Source organism: Streptomyces sp. NPDC058291, from assembly GCF_042880855.1.
Taxonomy (GTDB): domain Bacteria; phylum Actinomycetota; class Actinomycetes; order Streptomycetales; family Streptomycetaceae; genus Streptomyces.
Genome location: NZ_JBHVYK010000079.1, coordinates 22,871 through 37,347 on the forward strand (window position 1 = coordinate 22,871; position 14,477 = coordinate 37,347).

Below are 14,477 nucleotides of genomic sequence, written 5' to 3' on the forward strand. Positions count from 1 at the left end.
GGGTTTGATCCGCTGCTATGGGGGGCGGCCCGCCTTGTTACCGGGGGGGGGCCGGGGGCCGTGCCGGGCCCCGACGGTCGTACGTCCCTCAGCGGCCGACGGCCAACCGCACGAACCCAGCCCAGGCGTCGACGCCGACGGCGAGCACCGATCCGTCGACCTGCTTCGAATCCCGGACGAGGACGGCTGCACGGGTTGAGGCGACCTCCAGGCACTGGCCGCCTTCAGCGCCGCTGTAACTGCTCTTGAACCAAGCCGGTCCGGTGGCCACCGATTCGCTTCCTGCGGCGTTCATAGCTCTCCCAGCAACTTCGCGATGTGGTCCAGGCTCTCCCGCGGACTGAGCGCCTGGCTTCGGATAATCCCATAACGGGCCGCCGCGAGAGTCGTCTCATCGCGCTTGGTCATCAGGTTGCTGCGTCCCTGCACCTCCGCGTACACGAACTGCTCGCCGACCTTGCTGGTGATCACCGTGAACGGCCCGTCCACACCAGCATTGTCCTCTCGGTCCAGCGGCATCATCTGAAGCTCCACGTTGCGCTTGTCGCCCATGAGGAGCAGGTGCTCGAGCTGTCCTCGAAGTACGGCCTTCCCTCCCAACGGCTTTCGCAGCATGGGCTCCTCCATCACGAAGCTCAACAGCGGGGCAGGCCAGCGGTTGAAGATCTCTTGGCGTGCCAGACGCGCGGTGACGCGCAGTTCAATCGTCTCCTCGTCCAGCAGCGGACGGCGCATGGAGAGGATGGCTCGCATGTAGTCCTCGGTCTGGAGCAGGCCATTGACCACGAGCGTGTCATAGGCGCACAGTTCGCCCGCCTCGGCCTCCAGCCGAGCCATGTCCCGGAAGAACGCCGGATACTGAGCCCGCCCCACTTCCTCCTTCAGCGCCTTCAACACGCCCCCGGCGTCCAGCACTTCGTCCGCACGGTCGATGAGCTTGGCCTGCGGCGTCCGGCGGCCCTGCTCGAAGGACGCCACCGACTCGGCCGAGTAGCCGACCCGCTTGCCGAACTCGACCCGGTCCAGGCCCGCGCGCATCCGCAGCAGCTTCAACTGCCGCCCGAACGCGCCCACCACCCCGGCCCCGGGTTCGTCCTCCGGTCGCCGCTGCTCCGCCTCGTCGTGCCGCACGGACACCGCCTCGCTTCTTCCGCTCCCCGCGTATCGCCACGTACACGGCGCGTGCCGCCGCGTACGAAAGCCCGCGTCGGCGCGTCACCCCTCGTCACGCTACGCCACAAACCGCCACCGTAAGTGCATGAACAGCACAGAATCCCTCGCACCGGTATGCCGCTTCGCCATGCGGTTCAGCTCCACGCGCCGCGGCGCGCGGCTCGCCCGGCGCATGTGCGGCGAACGACTCGACGCGTGGGGCATCCCGTTCGGCAGCGACACGCACGACGTTCTGACGCTCGTCGCGGCCGAGTTGTGCGCGAACGCCGTACGGCACGGGCACGTCGCCGGACGGGACTTCCACGTCCTGCTCGGCGCGGACCCTGCCACCGGCACCGTACGGATCGAGGTGAGCGACACCCGCGGTGAACGTCTCCCCCGCATCCGCACCACCGCACCGGACGACGGCGGGCGCGGCCTGCTCCTCGTCGAGGCGCTCGCCGACCGCTGGGGCTGCACGCCCCGCGTGGACGGGCCCGGTAAGACGGTGTGGGCGGAGTACGTCGTACCTGGCGGGAACCGGTAGCCCGGCTGGACTCGGGAATCCCTCAGGCGCGAAACTGACCCCCTGACCACAGCGGACGCTCACGGGGGGCGGGGGACGGGTGCCGGAAGAACCGATCGCGGGGCGGTACGAGCTGCTCGAACAGTTCGGCCACGGCGGCATGGGGGACGTGTGGCGCGGCTACGACGCCGTACTGGACCGGCCCGTCGCCGTGAAACGCATCCGGCCCCAGTCGGTGACGTCACCGCACCTGGCGGAGGAGTTCGAGAAGCGGTTCCGGCGGGAGGCGCGGATCACCGCGCGGATCCAGCACCCGGGCGTTCCGCAGGTGTACGACGCGGTGCTCGACGAGACGTACGAGCAGCTGTACCTCGTCATGGAGCTGGTGGACGGGGTGCCGCTGCCCGCCTACATCCATCCGCAGCGCCTCCTGCCGGTGAGCTGGGCGGTGGCCGTGGCGGCGCAGGTGGCGACCGTGCTGTCGTACGCGCACGACGTGCCGGTGGTGCACCGGGACCTGAAGCCGGGAAACATCCTCGTCGCGCGGGACGGGACGGTGAAGGTGCTGGACTTCGGCATCGCCGCCATCCTGCGCTCGGACGTCACCAAGCTGACGGCGACCGGTAGTCCCATCGGCACGTACCAGTACATGGCGCCGGAGCAGGTGCGCGGCGCGCGGGTCACGCCGCACACCGACCTGTACGCCCTCGGGTGTGTCCTGCACGAGCTGCTGTGCGGGCGGACGCTGTTCAGCGGGGACAGTGAGTGGCAGCTGATGACGCAGCACGTCCAGGCGGCCCCCACGCCCCTGCGGCAGTTGCGCGCCGACGTGCCGTCCGCGCTGGAGGAACTGGTCCTGCATCTGCTGCGCAAGGCCCCCGAGGCGCGTCCCAGGGACGTGCAGGAGGTGTACGAGCGGCTGCGGCCCTTCCTGCCCGCGCCCGGTGAGCCGTCCACGGCTCAGGAGGCCGGACCCGCCGGTGCTCCGGACCCTACCGGGATCTTCCGCCGCCCGTACGCGCCCCGCGCGCGGGCCGGCGCGGGAGCGACCGCCCGCACCGGCTCGGCGCAGACGCCGGGTGCCGTCGCGCCCGCGCCGCTTCCCGAAGCGCTGCGCGACCAGGTGCGGGAGGTGCACGCCCACTATGCGGCTCTCATGGAGGAGGAGCGGTACTCGCAGGCCGCGGAGGTGGTCGGTGAGCTGATCGAGTCGGCGGCGCGCTCCCTGGGCTCCGAGAACAAGGTGGTGCTCGGGCTGCGCAGGCGGCGGGCCTTCAGCCGACAACTGGCGGGCGACTACCGGGCGGCGCTGCCCGAGTTCGAGGCGCTCGCCGAGGCCTACGGCAGGATCAGCGGTCCGGCCAGTGAATCCGCTCTCGACAGCCGGGCGCAGGCAGCCCGCTGCCGGGGCGAACTCGGGCAGGTGACCGAGGCGTTGGCCGGTCTTCAGGACGTCCTGGAGCTGGTGCGGGCCATCGGTGGCGACGTGAGCGAGGACGCCGTGGAACTGCGCCGGGACATCGGCATGCTGCTGCTCGCGCAGGGCCGGACGGCGGACGCGTTCGGCGTCCTGGACCCGCTGCACGCCGACCTGTGCATGGTGCTCGGCCCGGACGACGAACTCACCGCCGAGGTGGCAGAGACCCTGGCGGTGATCCGTCTGGATCTCGACGGCGGCCGGGCCGGTTCACCCACCTGACCTGGTCGTTCTCCCTCACCTCAGCCCGCCGCAGCCCGCCCGGCCCTTAGGATCCACCCATGCCGCAGCTAGCCTTCGACATCGCGTTCTTCGCCGAACTCCCCAAGCTCCAGCCCCCGGTCAGGAAGGGCGTCCTGGAAGCCTGGGAGAAGTTCAGCCGGCTCACCCTCGACCAGCTCTTCAAGGATCCGGGGCTGAAGCTGGAGAGCCTGACGAACGCGAAGGACAAGCAGATCCGGACGATCCGCATCGACCAGTTCTGGCGCGGTGTCGTCCTCGCTCCGCCCTCCGGGGACACCTTCGTCCTGCTGCGGGTCATGCAGCACGACAAGGCCATCGCCTGGGCGAAGAAGCAGAAGTCCAGCATCAACGAGGTGACACGGACCGTCGAGATCCGGGACGCGGTGACCCTCGACGAGCTCACGCCGGCGTACGAGCGGGTGGCGCGGACCTCGCCGAAGGAGCGGCTGTTCGCGAAGTTCTCCGACGGGGATCTCACCGCCCTCGGCATCGACGCCGAGACGCTGCGGCAGGCCCGGTCGCTCGTCGACAAGGAGCAGCTGGAGATCTTCGCGCCGCTGCTTCCGCAGGACCAGCGGGAGGTGTTGCAGTACCTCGCGGAGGGCTGCACGGTGGAGGAGGTCTGGCAGGACATCGTCGCGCCGGCCCTGCAGGCATCGTCGCAGCCGGTGGACACGCAGGACTACGAGACGGCGATCCGGCACAGCCGGGCACGTATCGCGCTGGTCACGGCCTCCGAGGAGCTGCGGGACATCCTCGAGAAGCCCTTCGCGGCCTGGCGGGTGTTCCTGCACCCCTCGCAGCGCAAGGTCGCCTACCGGGCGTCCTACTCGGGGCCCGCCCAGGTCACCGGCGGGCCGGGCACCGGCAAGACCGTGGTGGCCCTGCACCGGGTCAAGCATCTGCTCGGGCATCTGCGCGAGGGAGACCGCATCCTCCTCACGACCTACACCAACGCCCTCGTCAACGCGCTCCGCTCCGGTCTGGAGTCCCTGGTGGAGGATTCGGAGCTGCGCGAGCGGGTGGACATCTCGACGGTGGACGGCTTCGCGAACCGTGTCGTCGCCGAGGCACCGGGCGCGGTGGCCCTGCGGCCGCTGATGAACAACGAGGAGGAGAGCCGTTGGGGCAAGGCCGCCAAGGCGACGGGCTTCCCCGGCAGCGCGCAGTTCCTCGCCCAGGAGTACCGGCACGTCATCCTGGCCCAGGACATCAGGACCCTGGCCGAGTACGAGGCGGCGGACCGGCGCGGCCGCGGAAGCAGGCTGGTGGCGGCCGAGCGGCCCCTCGTGTGGGAGACGGTCGAGCGGTTCACGGTCGCTCTGGCCGCGGACGGAGCCCGCACCTGGCTCCAGACGTGCGCGCAGGCGGCCCGGCTGCTGGAGGAGAAGGGCCCGCAGTACCGGCACGTCGTGGTGGACGAGGCGCAGGACCTGCACCCGGCACAGTGGCGGCTCCTGCGTGCGGCCGCTCCCGCCCGCCCGGACGACCTGTTCATCGCGGGCGACCCGCATCAGCGCATCTACGACTCGAAGGTCTCGCTGAAGTCGCTCGGCATCAAGGTGACCGGGCGGTCGGTGAAGCTCCGCAAGAACTACCGCAGCACCCAGGAGATCCTGCGCTGGTCCACGGCCCTGCTCGTCGGCCGCTCGATCGCCGAGCTGGAGGACGCCAACCGCCCCGACACCCTGCTCGGCTACCGATCCGCCCTGCACGGGGACGGGCCCGTCGTGCACGCGGCGGCGAACGAGGAAGCCGAACTCGACGCGCTCGTGGCCCAGGTGCGGACCTGGTTGGATGCGGGCGTGGGAGCCGGGGAGATAGGAATCAGCGCGCGGTTCAACAAGACGTGTGCGAGAACGGTGGCACGTCTCAAGGACGCCGGCATCCCCGCCGCGACGCTGCGCGCCGCCGAGTCCGCCGCGGCGGAGGGCACGACCGTGCGGGTCGGAACCATGCATTCGTTCAAGGGGCTGGAGTTCCGCTGCGTCGCGGTCATCGGCGTCAACGAGGACACCCTGCCGTTCCCCAAGGCGATCACCTCGCCCGACCTGGACGCCATGCAGCACGAGACCGACATGATGTCCGAACGCTGCCTGCTGTTCGTCGCCTGCACGAGAGCGCGCGACAGCCTGTACGTCTCCTGGTCGGGCGAACCGAGCCCGTTCCTGGCCGAGGCGGAAGTGGCTCTCCCGGCGATTGAGGCCGCCTCCACGATCATCTGACGGGACGCGGCAGCGTGATGCCGACCGTGTACTGCGGCTCCTCGGTACACGGTCAAAAGCCACGGCGTTCCCGTCGTGGCCGTCGTGGCCGTCGTGGCCGTCGGCCCTAACCTTTCTGTTCGACCCGCACCCAGTCCACCTCCGCCCGCACTCCCCCGCCCGCGATCCGGTCCACGCTCGACTGCGGCAGGCCCCGGTAGGGGGTCGTCACCTGGTTCCAGCCGGCCGGGTAGGCGCCGCCGAGGGCGAGGTTGAGGATCACGTACTGGTTGTGGTCGTAGACCCACTGGCCTCGGGTGGATTCCAGCTTGTTGCGGGTCGTCTCCTGGACGAGGCGGTCGTCGACGTAGAAGCGCATGCCGGTCGGCGCCCACTCCACGGCGTACGTGTGCCAGTCGTCGGCGCGGCCGCCGTTGGGGTAGGTCTGGCGGGCGCCGATGTTGCCGTCCGCTGAGTAGCCGGGACCGTGCAGGGCGGAGCTGGTCCAGTCGGCGTAGCCGATGTTCTCCATGATGTCGGTCTCGCCGGAGGCGGGCCAGGAAACGGACGGGTCGTCGACGTTGCTGCCCAGCAGCCAGAAGGCGGGCCAGAATCCGTCACCGACGGGCAGCTTCATGCGGGCGCTGACCCGGCCGTAGGTGAAGTCGAACCTGGTGTGGGTGTCCACGCGGCCGGAGGTGAAGTCGTAGGTGCCGCCGCCCGCCTGGGTGCAGCCCTTGCAGTACTTAGCCCGCAGGACGAGAGCGCCGTTCTCGGTGCGGACGTTCTCGGCCGAGTCGGCGTACGCCTGCGCCTCGCCGTTGACGGAGCCCATCTCCGCTCCGGTGCGTACGACACTCCACTTGGAGCGGTCGAGGGCCGCGGTGGTGAAGTCGTCGAAGAACGCCGTGCGGTACGTGCCCTGCTGCTCGCCGGGAAGGGCGGGGTAGGCGGCTGAGGCGTTGCCGCCGGTGCCCCAGACCTCGAACTCGTAGAGGGAGTAGCCGAACTGGGCCGTGGCGGGGGCCGGGTTGTAGAAGGAGCGGCGTTCCTTGCCGAGCATGCGGACGTAGCGGCCGGTCGCCGGCTGGGGCAGTCGCAGGCTGTCGTGCACACCGACTGCCTCGGCCGGGGACTTCACGTTCGCCCGGCGCGCGGCGACCTCCGCGGCGGACGGCTGGTACACCGTGCGCCAGGTGCGGTCGTCGTCGGAGACCTGGATTCGGTAGTCGACGGCGTAGGCGGCTTCCCAGTACAGCTCGACCGTGTCGATCGTCGACGTCGCACCGAGGTCGACACCGACCCAGCGGTCCGCGTTCCAGTCGCTCGACCAGCGGGTGGCGTCGTCCTTCAGGTTGGCCGGGTGGCCGCCGTCCGTGACGAACGACGGTGAGTTACCCGGGTGTTGGTAGTAGTCGGAGTACGCCGGGTGGTTCAGGGCGAGGTTGGAACGGAGGGTGGAGGCGGGAGCGGGCTCGCCCCCATAGACCCGGAAGGAGTAGAGCGAGTAGCCGTACGGCGTGGCGCGTTCCAGGCCGCGCAGGCGGAGGTATCGGCCCGTCGCCTCCTGTGGGTAGGTGTGGGCGGTGACCGATCCTCCGGTACCGGCGGTCTCCGTGTAGAAGGGCGTCCAGTCGGTGCCGTTCTTCGACACCTCCAGGACGTAGCGCTTGCCGTAGGCGGCCTCCCAGTCCAGGACGACCCGGTCGACGCGGATGGTCGTGCCGAGGTCGAGGCGGATCCAGGCGTCGTCGGCGAAGTTGCTGGACCAGCGGGTGGTGCCGTTGCCGTCGAAGGCGAGGCCGGGGGCGGTGCCGCCGTTCTCGCTGCCGGAGGCGGTGACGGCGGCCGGGCCGGCGGCGTACGCGGCGGCGGCGCGGTCGGCGTCCCAGGCGGGCGCTTCGGCCGCGGGCGCGGCGGCGGCGCCCGGTGCGACGAGGGCCGGACCCGCGCCCAGCAGGGCCAGGGCGGCCGCGGCGGTCAGGAGTGTACGGGGAGTGCGAGCGGTGCGTGGCGACATGCGGCTCTCCTCGCTGGAGACGGACAGATGATTATGTTGTGCTCATGACATACATATGCCCATGGCATGCAGGGAAAGGGGCACGGCGGGCGCGCGCTCCCGCACCCGGACCCGCCGTACCCCGCCTCCTCAGGCGGCCTTCGCCACCCCCTCGCGATGCCTGCGGACGATCTCCGCGTAGTGGTGTCCGGTGCCCTTGATCGTCCGCGCCTGCGTCCGGTAGTCGACGTGGACGAGGCCGAAGCGCTTGTCGTAGCCGTACGCCCACTCGAAGTTGTCCAGCAGGGACCACGCGAAGTAGCCGGCCAGGGGGGCGCCCTTGCGGGCGGCGGAGGCGCAGGCGGCGAGGTGGCCGGTCAGATAGGCCTGGCGCTCGGGGTCGTCGACCGTGCCGTCGGGACGGACGACGTCCGGGTAGGCGGAACCGTTTTCCGTGACGTACAGCCGGCGGGGGCCGTACTCGTCGGTCAGACGCAGCAGCAGCGTCTCGATGCCGCTCGGGTCGACCTCCCAGTCCATCCCGGTGCGCGGGACGCCGGCCCGGCGGACGGAGCGGGCGTGCGGGGCGGGACCGTCCGGCTCGTCGGTCACCGTGGCGGGGAAGTAGTAGTTCAGGCCCAGCCAGTCCAGCGGCGCGGCGACCGTCGCCAAGTCGGCGCCCTTCTCCGGGAGTTCCACTCCGTAGACCTCCCGCATGTCCGCCGGGAAGCCGCGGCCGTGGATCGGGTCGAGCCACCAGCGGTTGGTGTGGCCGTCCATGCGGTGGGCGGCGGCGAGGTCCTCGGGCCGGTCGGAGGCGGGATGGACCGTGGAGAGGTTGTTGACGATGCCGATCTTCGCCCGGGGGGCCTGAGCGCGGATGGCCTGGACGGCGAGCCCATGGCCGAGCAGCAGGTGGTAGGAGGCGCGGACGGCGGCCGTCAGATCGGTGAGGCCGGGGGCCATCGTGCCTTCGAGGTGGCCGATCCAGGCGGAGCAGAGGGGCTCGTTGAGGGTGGCCCAGTGCGTGACGCGGTCGCCCAGCCGCTCGGCGACGGCCGACGCGTAGGCGGCGAAGTGCTCGGCGGTGTCCCGCTCGGGCCAGCCGCCGCGGTCCTGGAGGACCTGGGGCAGGTCCCAGTGGTAGAGCGTGACGGAGGGCGTGATGCCCGACTCCAGCAGGCCGTCGACCACCTGGTCGTAGAAGTCGAGGCCCTTGGGGTTCGCCGGTCCGTCCCCGCCTGGCACGACGCGGGGCCAGGCGATCGACAACCGGTAGGCGTTCACCCCCAGTTGACGCATGAGGGCGATGTCCTCGCGCCAGCGGTGGTAGTGGTCGCAGGCGACGTCGCCGTGGTCGTCGCCCGCGATCCTCCCCGGCGTGTGCGAGAACGTGTCCCAGATCGACGGCGATCGGCCGTCCTCCGCCACGGCTCCCTCGATCTGGTACGCCGAGGTGGCGGTCCCCCACAGGAAGTCGCGGGGCAGGGCGGCGAGGTCGATGGTCACTGAGGTCCTTTCGGGATCGGCGTGTCGGGTCACTTAACGGCTCCGGCGGTCAGGCCGGCGACGAGATAGCGCTGGAGCAGCAGGAAGCCGGCCACCACGGGCACGCTGACGACGAGCGAGGCGGCCATGATCTGGTTCCAGTAGACGTCGTTGAGGGTGGAATAGCCCTGGAGTCCGACGGCGAGCGTGCGGGTGGTGTCGTTGGTCATGACGGAGGCGAACAGCACCTCGCCCCAGGCGGTCATGAAGGCGTAGACGGCGACCGCCACGATGCCGGGGATCGCGGCCGGAACCACGATCCGCAAGAGCGCGCCGAGCGGTCCGCAGCCGTCCACCAGCGCGGCTTCGTCCAGGTCGCGCGGCACCGAGTCGAAGTATCCGATCAGCATCCAGATGGAGAAGGGGAGCGAGAACGTCAGGTACGTCAGGATGAGACCGCCGCGCGAGCCGAACAGCGCGATGCCGGTGGCGTTGCCGATGTTGACGTAGAGGAGGAACAGCGGGAGGAGGAAGAGGATGCCGGGGAACATCTGCGTCGACAGCACGGTGACCGTGAAGGTGCGTTTTCCGCGGAAGTCGTAACGGCTCACCGCGTACGCGCTGAACACGGCGATCACCACCGAGCAGACCGTCGCGGCGGCCGCCACGACCAGCGAGTTCACGAAGTACCGGGCGAGCGGGACCGTCGACCAGATGTCGATGTAGGGGCGGATCGTCAGTCCGCTGGGCAGCCAGCGGAACGTGCCGGTGACGTCCGCGAGGGGCTTCAGGGAGCTGGAGACCATCACGTAGACCGGCACCAGGACGAAGCCGGTGAGCAGGGTGAGGAAGATCCGCCGGGACCACAGGAACGAACTCGGCGGGGCCATGGGCGATTCAGCGCGCACGGGAGGGCCTCCTTCCCCGGGTGGTGGCGGCCAGGTAGACGCCGGTCACGGCGAGCAGGAAGAGCAGCAGCAGGACCGACATCGCCGAGCCCGTGCCGAAGTTCCAGGTGACGAAGGACGCTTGGTAGATGTGCACCGAGATCAGGTCGGCGGCCTGCGGTGCGGCCCGGCCGAAGAGGACGAACGGGGTGTTGAAGTCGTTGAACGTCCACAGGAACAGCACCAGGACGAGGACCTGGTTGACCGGGGCCAGGGACGGCAGGGTAATGCGCCGGATCTGCTGCCACACCCCCGCTCCGTCCAGCGCCGCCGCCTCGTACAGTTCGCGCGGGACGTTCTGCAGGCCGGCCATGACGATGAGGAACGCGAACGGCCAGCCCTTCCAGACGGAAACAGTGAGCAACGCGTAGAAACTGTTGTCGCCGATGAGCCAGAAGGACGGTTCGTCGGTGAGGTGCAGCTGGTCGTGCAGGACGTGGTTCACCAGACCGTTGTCGTGCTGGAACATGAAGACCCAGGTGATCACGGCTGCGTAGACGGGCAGCGCGTACGGCACCAGGAACAGCGCCCGCAGCAGTCCGCGGCCGCGGAAGGCGTCCTGCATGAAGATCGCGGCCGCGGTGCCGAGGATCCAGCACAGGCCGACCGACAGCAGGGTGAAGCCGACCGTGACGAGGAAGGAGCGGAGCAGGGCATGGCCGACGGGGGCGTCGAAGTCCACGGACACGCGGTAGTTGTCGATGCCCGACCAGGGGGCGGTGCCCCAGTCGCGGATGTAGAACTGGGTGAGCTCCTTGAAGCTCATCACGACGCCGATCACCATCGGCACCAGGTGGACCAGGAGTTCGAGGATCAGGGCGGGCAGAAGGAGCAGGTAGGGCAGTCCGAGGCGGCGGATCCGGCCGGGCCGTGCTCGCCGGACTCCGTCGCTCTCCGGACTTGCCTGAGGCTTTCGGACCTCGATCGTGGTGGTCATCCGGCTCACTTCGCCGGCATCTGCTGCTGGGCCTTGGTGAGCTCGGCCTTGACCGACTCGGTCGTCACCGGGTGGCCCGCGGCCGCCTCGGCGAACAGTTCCTTGACGGCCGTGCCGACCGTCGTCTCGAACTGCGACTCGTCGGCGACCTGCGGCAGCGCGGCCGCGCTCTTGGCGAGGGTGTCCTTCAGGACCGCGTTCGCCGGGGTGCCGAAGGAGGGGTCGGCCTGCGCCGACGCCACCGGCGGAATGGTGCTGTAAGCCTTGTTGAGGATTTTCTGCTCCTCGTCACCGGTCAGGAACTTCACGAACTCGGTGGCGCCGTCGAGGTTGTCGGTGTTCTTGAAAACGGCCAGGTTGATGCCCGCGACCATCGAGTTGACCTGGGCTCCGGTACCCGGCGCACCCGACTGCACGGGCACGGGGGCGATGCCGTACCGGTCCTCGCTCATGCCCTGGGACGCCAGATTGGCGGAGGCGGACTGCCACAGCAGCATCGCCGTCTTCCCCTTGGCGAAATCGCTGACGGACTGGTTCTGCGCGTACTCGGCGTTGCCCTGCGGGATGACCTTGTCCTTCGCCATCAGGTCGACGTACTGCTTGACCGCCGTGACGACGCCGTCGGAGGTGAAGTCGGGCTTGCCGTCCGCGGTGAAGAAGTCGGCCCCGTGCTGCTTGGCGAAGACGAAGACGTGGTGGATGTTCTCCGACACGTTGGCGCCCTCGGCGCCCAGGACCTGCTTGCCCTTCGCCTGGATCTTCTTGCCGTCCGTCGTCAACTCGGCCCAGGTGGCGGGGGGTTGTGTGATGCCGGCGTCGGCGAAGATCTGCTTGTTGTAGTAGAGGGCGTACGCCATGGAGTACAGCGGCACCGCGGCCGGGTCCTTGCCCTGGGCACCGGTGGAGCCGAGCGCGGAGGCGACGAAGCGGTCCTTGCCGCCGATCTTCGCGAGGTTCGCGTCGTTCCAGGGCAGCAGCGCGCCGGTGGCCTGGAGCGAGGCCGACCAGGTGTTGCCGATGTTGAGGACGTCGGGGCCCTGGCCGGAAGTGGTCGCGGTGAGGATCCGGTTGAGCAGGTCCGACCAGGGGACGACCTCCAGCTTCACCTTGATCCCGGTCTTCTCCTCGAACTTGTCGAGCTCCGGCTGGAGGACCTTCTTGTCCACCTCGATGCTCGCGCCCTGGTTGGAGGCCCAGTAGGTCAGCGTCTTCGGCGAGTCGTTGGAGCCCTCGCCGTCGGTCGAGCTGCCTCCGCCGCAGGCCGTGGCCGCGAGGGCGAGGGACATGACGACGGCTCCTGTGGCCGCGGCTCGGATGGTGCGCATGGGTCGGCTCCCGGTGTCATCAGGGCTTAATTTAGGACGTGAGTTAAACCCCCGAAGCGGTGCGCGTCAAGAGTCCCGGCAGACTCTGCGGAACTCCGTCTCCACCACTTGACGCGCCCGTTCGGGTAGTTGAAGCATTCAGCGGTGAGAGAGCGCTCTCAGGCAAGTCCTCCTTCACTTCCCTTAATCGGCCGTTCCCCGCGAGCGGCCTGTACCGAGGAGAGCCGCCCATGCCGCACACCCCGCCGTCGGACACGCCCGCCGTCCGCCGCAGAGCCGTCCTGGCCGCCGCCGCGACGGCCGCCGCCGCGCCCGCCCTCACCGGACTGGCCGCCTCGTCGGCCGCCGCCGCACCTGCGGCCGGCGCAGCTTCGGCCGGCGTACCCGGGAAACGTCCGCGCGCCCTGCCGGGCGGCGGCGACCTCGGACCGAACGTCCTCGTCTTCGATCCGTCGACGCCGGACATCCAGGCCCGCCTCGACGCGGTCTTCCGGCAGCAGGAGTCGGCCCAGTTCGGCGCCGGGCGCTACGCGTTGCTGTTCAAGCCCGGCGTGTACCACGGCCTCAACGCCCAGCTCGGCTTCTACACCTCCATCGCGGGCCTCGGCCTCTCCCCCGACGACACCACGATCAACGGGGACGTGACGGTCGACGCCGGCTGGTTCGGCGGCAACGCGACGCAGAACTTCTGGCGTTCGGCGGAGAACCTCGCGCTCGTCCCGGCCAGCGGCACCAACCGCTGGGCGGTCGCCCAGGCGGCCCCCTTCCGCCGGATGCACGTACGCGGCGGCCTCAACCTCGCGCCGTCCGGCTACGGTTGGGCCAGCGGCGGATACATCGCCGACAGCCGCATCGAGGGCCAGATCGGCCCGTACTCGCAGCAGCAGTGGTACACCCGGGACAGCGCGATCGGCAGCTGGCTCAACGGCGTGTGGAACATGGTGTTCTCGGGCGTCGAGGGGGCGCCCGCCCAGAGCTTCCCCGACCCGCCGTACACCACGCTCGACACCACGCCCGTCTCCCGGGAGAAGCCGTTCCTGTACGTCGACGGCGGCGGCGCGTTCCGCGTCTTCCTGCCCGCGAAGCGCACGAACGCGCGCGGGGTCAGCTGGGGCAACGGCACCCCGCGCGGCACCTCGCTTCCCCTGTCGCGGTTCTACGTCGCCAGGCCCGGCGTCCGCGCGGCCACCCTCAACCAGGCGCTCGCGCAGGGCCTCGACCTGCTGCTGACGCCGGGTGTCTACCACCTCGACCAGCCCCTCAGGGTGACCCGCGCCGACACCGTGGTGCTGGGTCTGGGCTACGCCACGCTCATCCCGGACAACGGCGTCACCGCGCTCAAGGTGGCCGACGTGGACGGGGTTCGGCTGGCGGGCTTCCTCATCGACGCCGGACCGGTCAACTCCCCGACCCTGCTGGAGGTGGGTCCGCCGGGAGCCTCGCGCGACCACTCCGCCAACCCGACCACCGTCCAGGACGTGTTCGTGCGCATCGGCGGGGCCGGCGCCGGCAAGGCCACGACCAGCATGGTCGTCAACAACCGGCACACCATCGTCGACCACACCTGGGTCTGGCGCGCCGACCACGGCGAAGGCGTCGGCTGGGAGACCAACCGGGCCGACTACGGCGTGGTCGTCAACGGCCATGACGTGCTGGCCACCGGCCTGTTCGTGGAGCACTTCAACAAGTACGACGTGCAGTGGTACGGCCAGCGCGGACGCACGATCTTCTTCCAGAACGAGAAGGCGTACGACGCCCCGAACCAGGCGGCGATCCAGAACGGCGCGGTGAAGGGCTACGCGGCCTACAAGGTGGGCGACAAGGTCACCGCGCACGAGGGCTGGGGGCTGGGCAGCTACTGCTTCTACAACGCCGACCCGACGATCGTCCAGCACCACGGCTTCGCCGCCCCGAACGCACCGGGCGTGAGGTTCCACGACCTGCTGGTGGTCTCCCTAGGCGGTCAGGGCCAGTACGAGCACGTGATCAACGACCTCGGGGCGCCGACCTCCGGCACGTCGACGGTGCCGTCGACCGTGGTGTCGTACCCCTGAGCCCCGCGCTCGGATCGCCGGGACATCGACGCCAGGTGACGTGTCGTCAGCGGCGGTCGCGCGAGCGGGCCTTGTGACGGGCGGGGCCCGGGCCGCCGGGCCCGCGCCCCTGTCCCGCCGGGGCG

11 protein-coding genes are annotated in these 14,477 nt (G+C 70.1%); 4 read left to right on the forward strand and 7 right to left on the reverse strand.

What is annotated here, in order from left to right; translation table 11 throughout:
- Positions 1–88: 88 nt before the first annotated feature.
- Together ACFVYK_RS29985 and ACFVYK_RS29990 are read right to left on the reverse strand one after the other, a co-directional pair.
- A complete protein-coding gene (locus tag ACFVYK_RS29985) occupies positions 89–295 on the reverse strand; it encodes a DUF397 domain-containing protein (RefSeq protein ID WP_389779432.1) in 207 nt (68 codons plus the stop codon).
- Complete coding sequence (locus ACFVYK_RS29990) at positions 292–1,131, reverse strand: helix-turn-helix domain-containing protein (RefSeq protein ID WP_389779434.1); 840 nt, start codon at positions 1,129–1,131, stop codon at positions 292–294. The genes ACFVYK_RS29985 and ACFVYK_RS29990 overlap by 4 nt, the downstream gene beginning before the upstream one ends.
- A gap of 127 nt (positions 1,132–1,258) precedes the next feature.
- Between ACFVYK_RS29990 and ACFVYK_RS29995 the strand changes: the two genes are divergently transcribed.
- The 3 genes from ACFVYK_RS29995 to ACFVYK_RS30005 all read left to right on the forward strand — a co-directional run bounded on the left by ACFVYK_RS29995 (position 1,259) and on the right by ACFVYK_RS30005 (position 5,623).
- Positions 1,259–1,699: an ATP-binding protein gene (locus ACFVYK_RS29995; protein ID WP_389779436.1), complete on the forward strand. Its 441-nt coding sequence runs from the start codon at positions 1,259–1,261 to the stop codon at positions 1,697–1,699.
- A gap of 79 nt (positions 1,700–1,778) precedes the next feature.
- Positions 1,779–3,377 carry a protein kinase gene (locus ACFVYK_RS30000; RefSeq protein WP_389779437.1) on the forward strand — a complete coding sequence of 533 codons (1,599 nt, stop codon included), beginning with the start codon at positions 1,779–1,781 and terminating at the stop codon, positions 3,375–3,377.
- A 59-nt stretch (positions 3,378–3,436) separates the two neighbouring features.
- A complete protein-coding gene (locus ACFVYK_RS30005) occupies positions 3,437–5,623 on the forward strand; it encodes a UvrD-helicase domain-containing protein (protein ID WP_389779438.1) in 2,187 nt (728 codons plus the stop codon).
- Between the two features lie 106 nt (positions 5,624–5,729).
- Here ACFVYK_RS30005 and ACFVYK_RS30010 read toward each other — a convergent pair whose 3' ends face one another.
- From ACFVYK_RS30010 to ACFVYK_RS30030, 5 genes are all read right to left on the reverse strand, one after another.
- Positions 5,730–7,622 (reverse strand): discoidin domain-containing protein, encoded by a 1,893-nt coding sequence (locus ACFVYK_RS30010; protein WP_389779440.1) that lies wholly within the window; start codon positions 7,620–7,622, stop codon positions 5,730–5,732.
- A 129-nt stretch (positions 7,623–7,751) separates the two neighbouring features.
- The gene (locus tag ACFVYK_RS30015; RefSeq protein WP_389779442.1) at positions 7,752–9,110 is read right to left on the reverse strand and encodes a GH1 family beta-glucosidase; all 1,359 of its coding nucleotides are present in this window, start codon (positions 9,108–9,110) and stop codon (positions 7,752–7,754) included.
- Between the two features lie 29 nt (positions 9,111–9,139).
- Positions 9,140–9,979: a carbohydrate ABC transporter permease gene (locus tag ACFVYK_RS30020; RefSeq protein ID WP_389779449.1), complete on the reverse strand. Its 840-nt coding sequence runs from the start codon at positions 9,977–9,979 to the stop codon at positions 9,140–9,142.
- A gap of 7 nt (positions 9,980–9,986) precedes the next feature.
- Positions 9,987–10,973: a carbohydrate ABC transporter permease gene (locus tag ACFVYK_RS30025; RefSeq protein WP_389779444.1), complete on the reverse strand. Its 987-nt coding sequence runs from the start codon at positions 10,971–10,973 to the stop codon at positions 9,987–9,989.
- 5 nt (positions 10,974–10,978) lie between these two features.
- Positions 10,979–12,298 carry an ABC transporter substrate-binding protein gene (locus tag ACFVYK_RS30030; RefSeq protein WP_389779446.1) on the reverse strand — a complete coding sequence of 440 codons (1,320 nt, stop codon included), beginning with the start codon at positions 12,296–12,298 and terminating at the stop codon, positions 10,979–10,981.
- A gap of 230 nt (positions 12,299–12,528) precedes the next feature.
- Here ACFVYK_RS30030 and ACFVYK_RS30035 point away from each other — a divergent pair, with 230 nt between their 5' ends.
- A complete protein-coding gene (locus ACFVYK_RS30035; protein WP_389779448.1) occupies positions 12,529–14,352 on the forward strand; it encodes a coagulation factor 5/8 type domain-containing protein in 1,824 nt (607 codons plus the stop codon).
- The last annotated feature ends 125 nt before the right edge of the window (positions 14,353–14,477 follow it).

Coding starts and splice junctions, on each gene's coding strand:
- ACFVYK_RS29985 (WP_389779432.1), bottom strand. CDS start 295: ATGAACGCCGCAGGAAGCGAATCGGTGGCCACCGGACCGGCTTGGTTC.
- ACFVYK_RS29995 (WP_389779436.1), top strand. CDS start 1,259: ATGAACAGCACAGAATCCCTCGCACCGGTATGCCGCTTCGCCATGCGG.
- ACFVYK_RS30005 (WP_389779438.1), top strand. CDS start 3,437: ATGCCGCAGCTAGCCTTCGACATCGCGTTCTTCGCCGAACTCCCCAAG.
- ACFVYK_RS30010 (WP_389779440.1), bottom strand. CDS start 7,622: ATGTCGCCACGCACCGCTCGCACTCCCCGTACACTCCTGACCGCCGCG.
- ACFVYK_RS30020 (WP_389779449.1), bottom strand. CDS start 9,979: ATGGCCCCGCCGAGTTCGTTCCTGTGGTCCCGGCGGATCTTCCTCACC.
- ACFVYK_RS30025 (WP_389779444.1), bottom strand. CDS start 10,973: ATGACCACCACGATCGAGGTCCGAAAGCCTCAGGCAAGTCCGGAGAGC.
- ACFVYK_RS30030 (WP_389779446.1), bottom strand. CDS start 12,298: ATGCGCACCATCCGAGCCGCGGCCACAGGAGCCGTCGTCATGTCCCTC.
- ACFVYK_RS30035 (WP_389779448.1), top strand. CDS start 12,529: ATGCCGCACACCCCGCCGTCGGACACGCCCGCCGTCCGCCGCAGAGCC.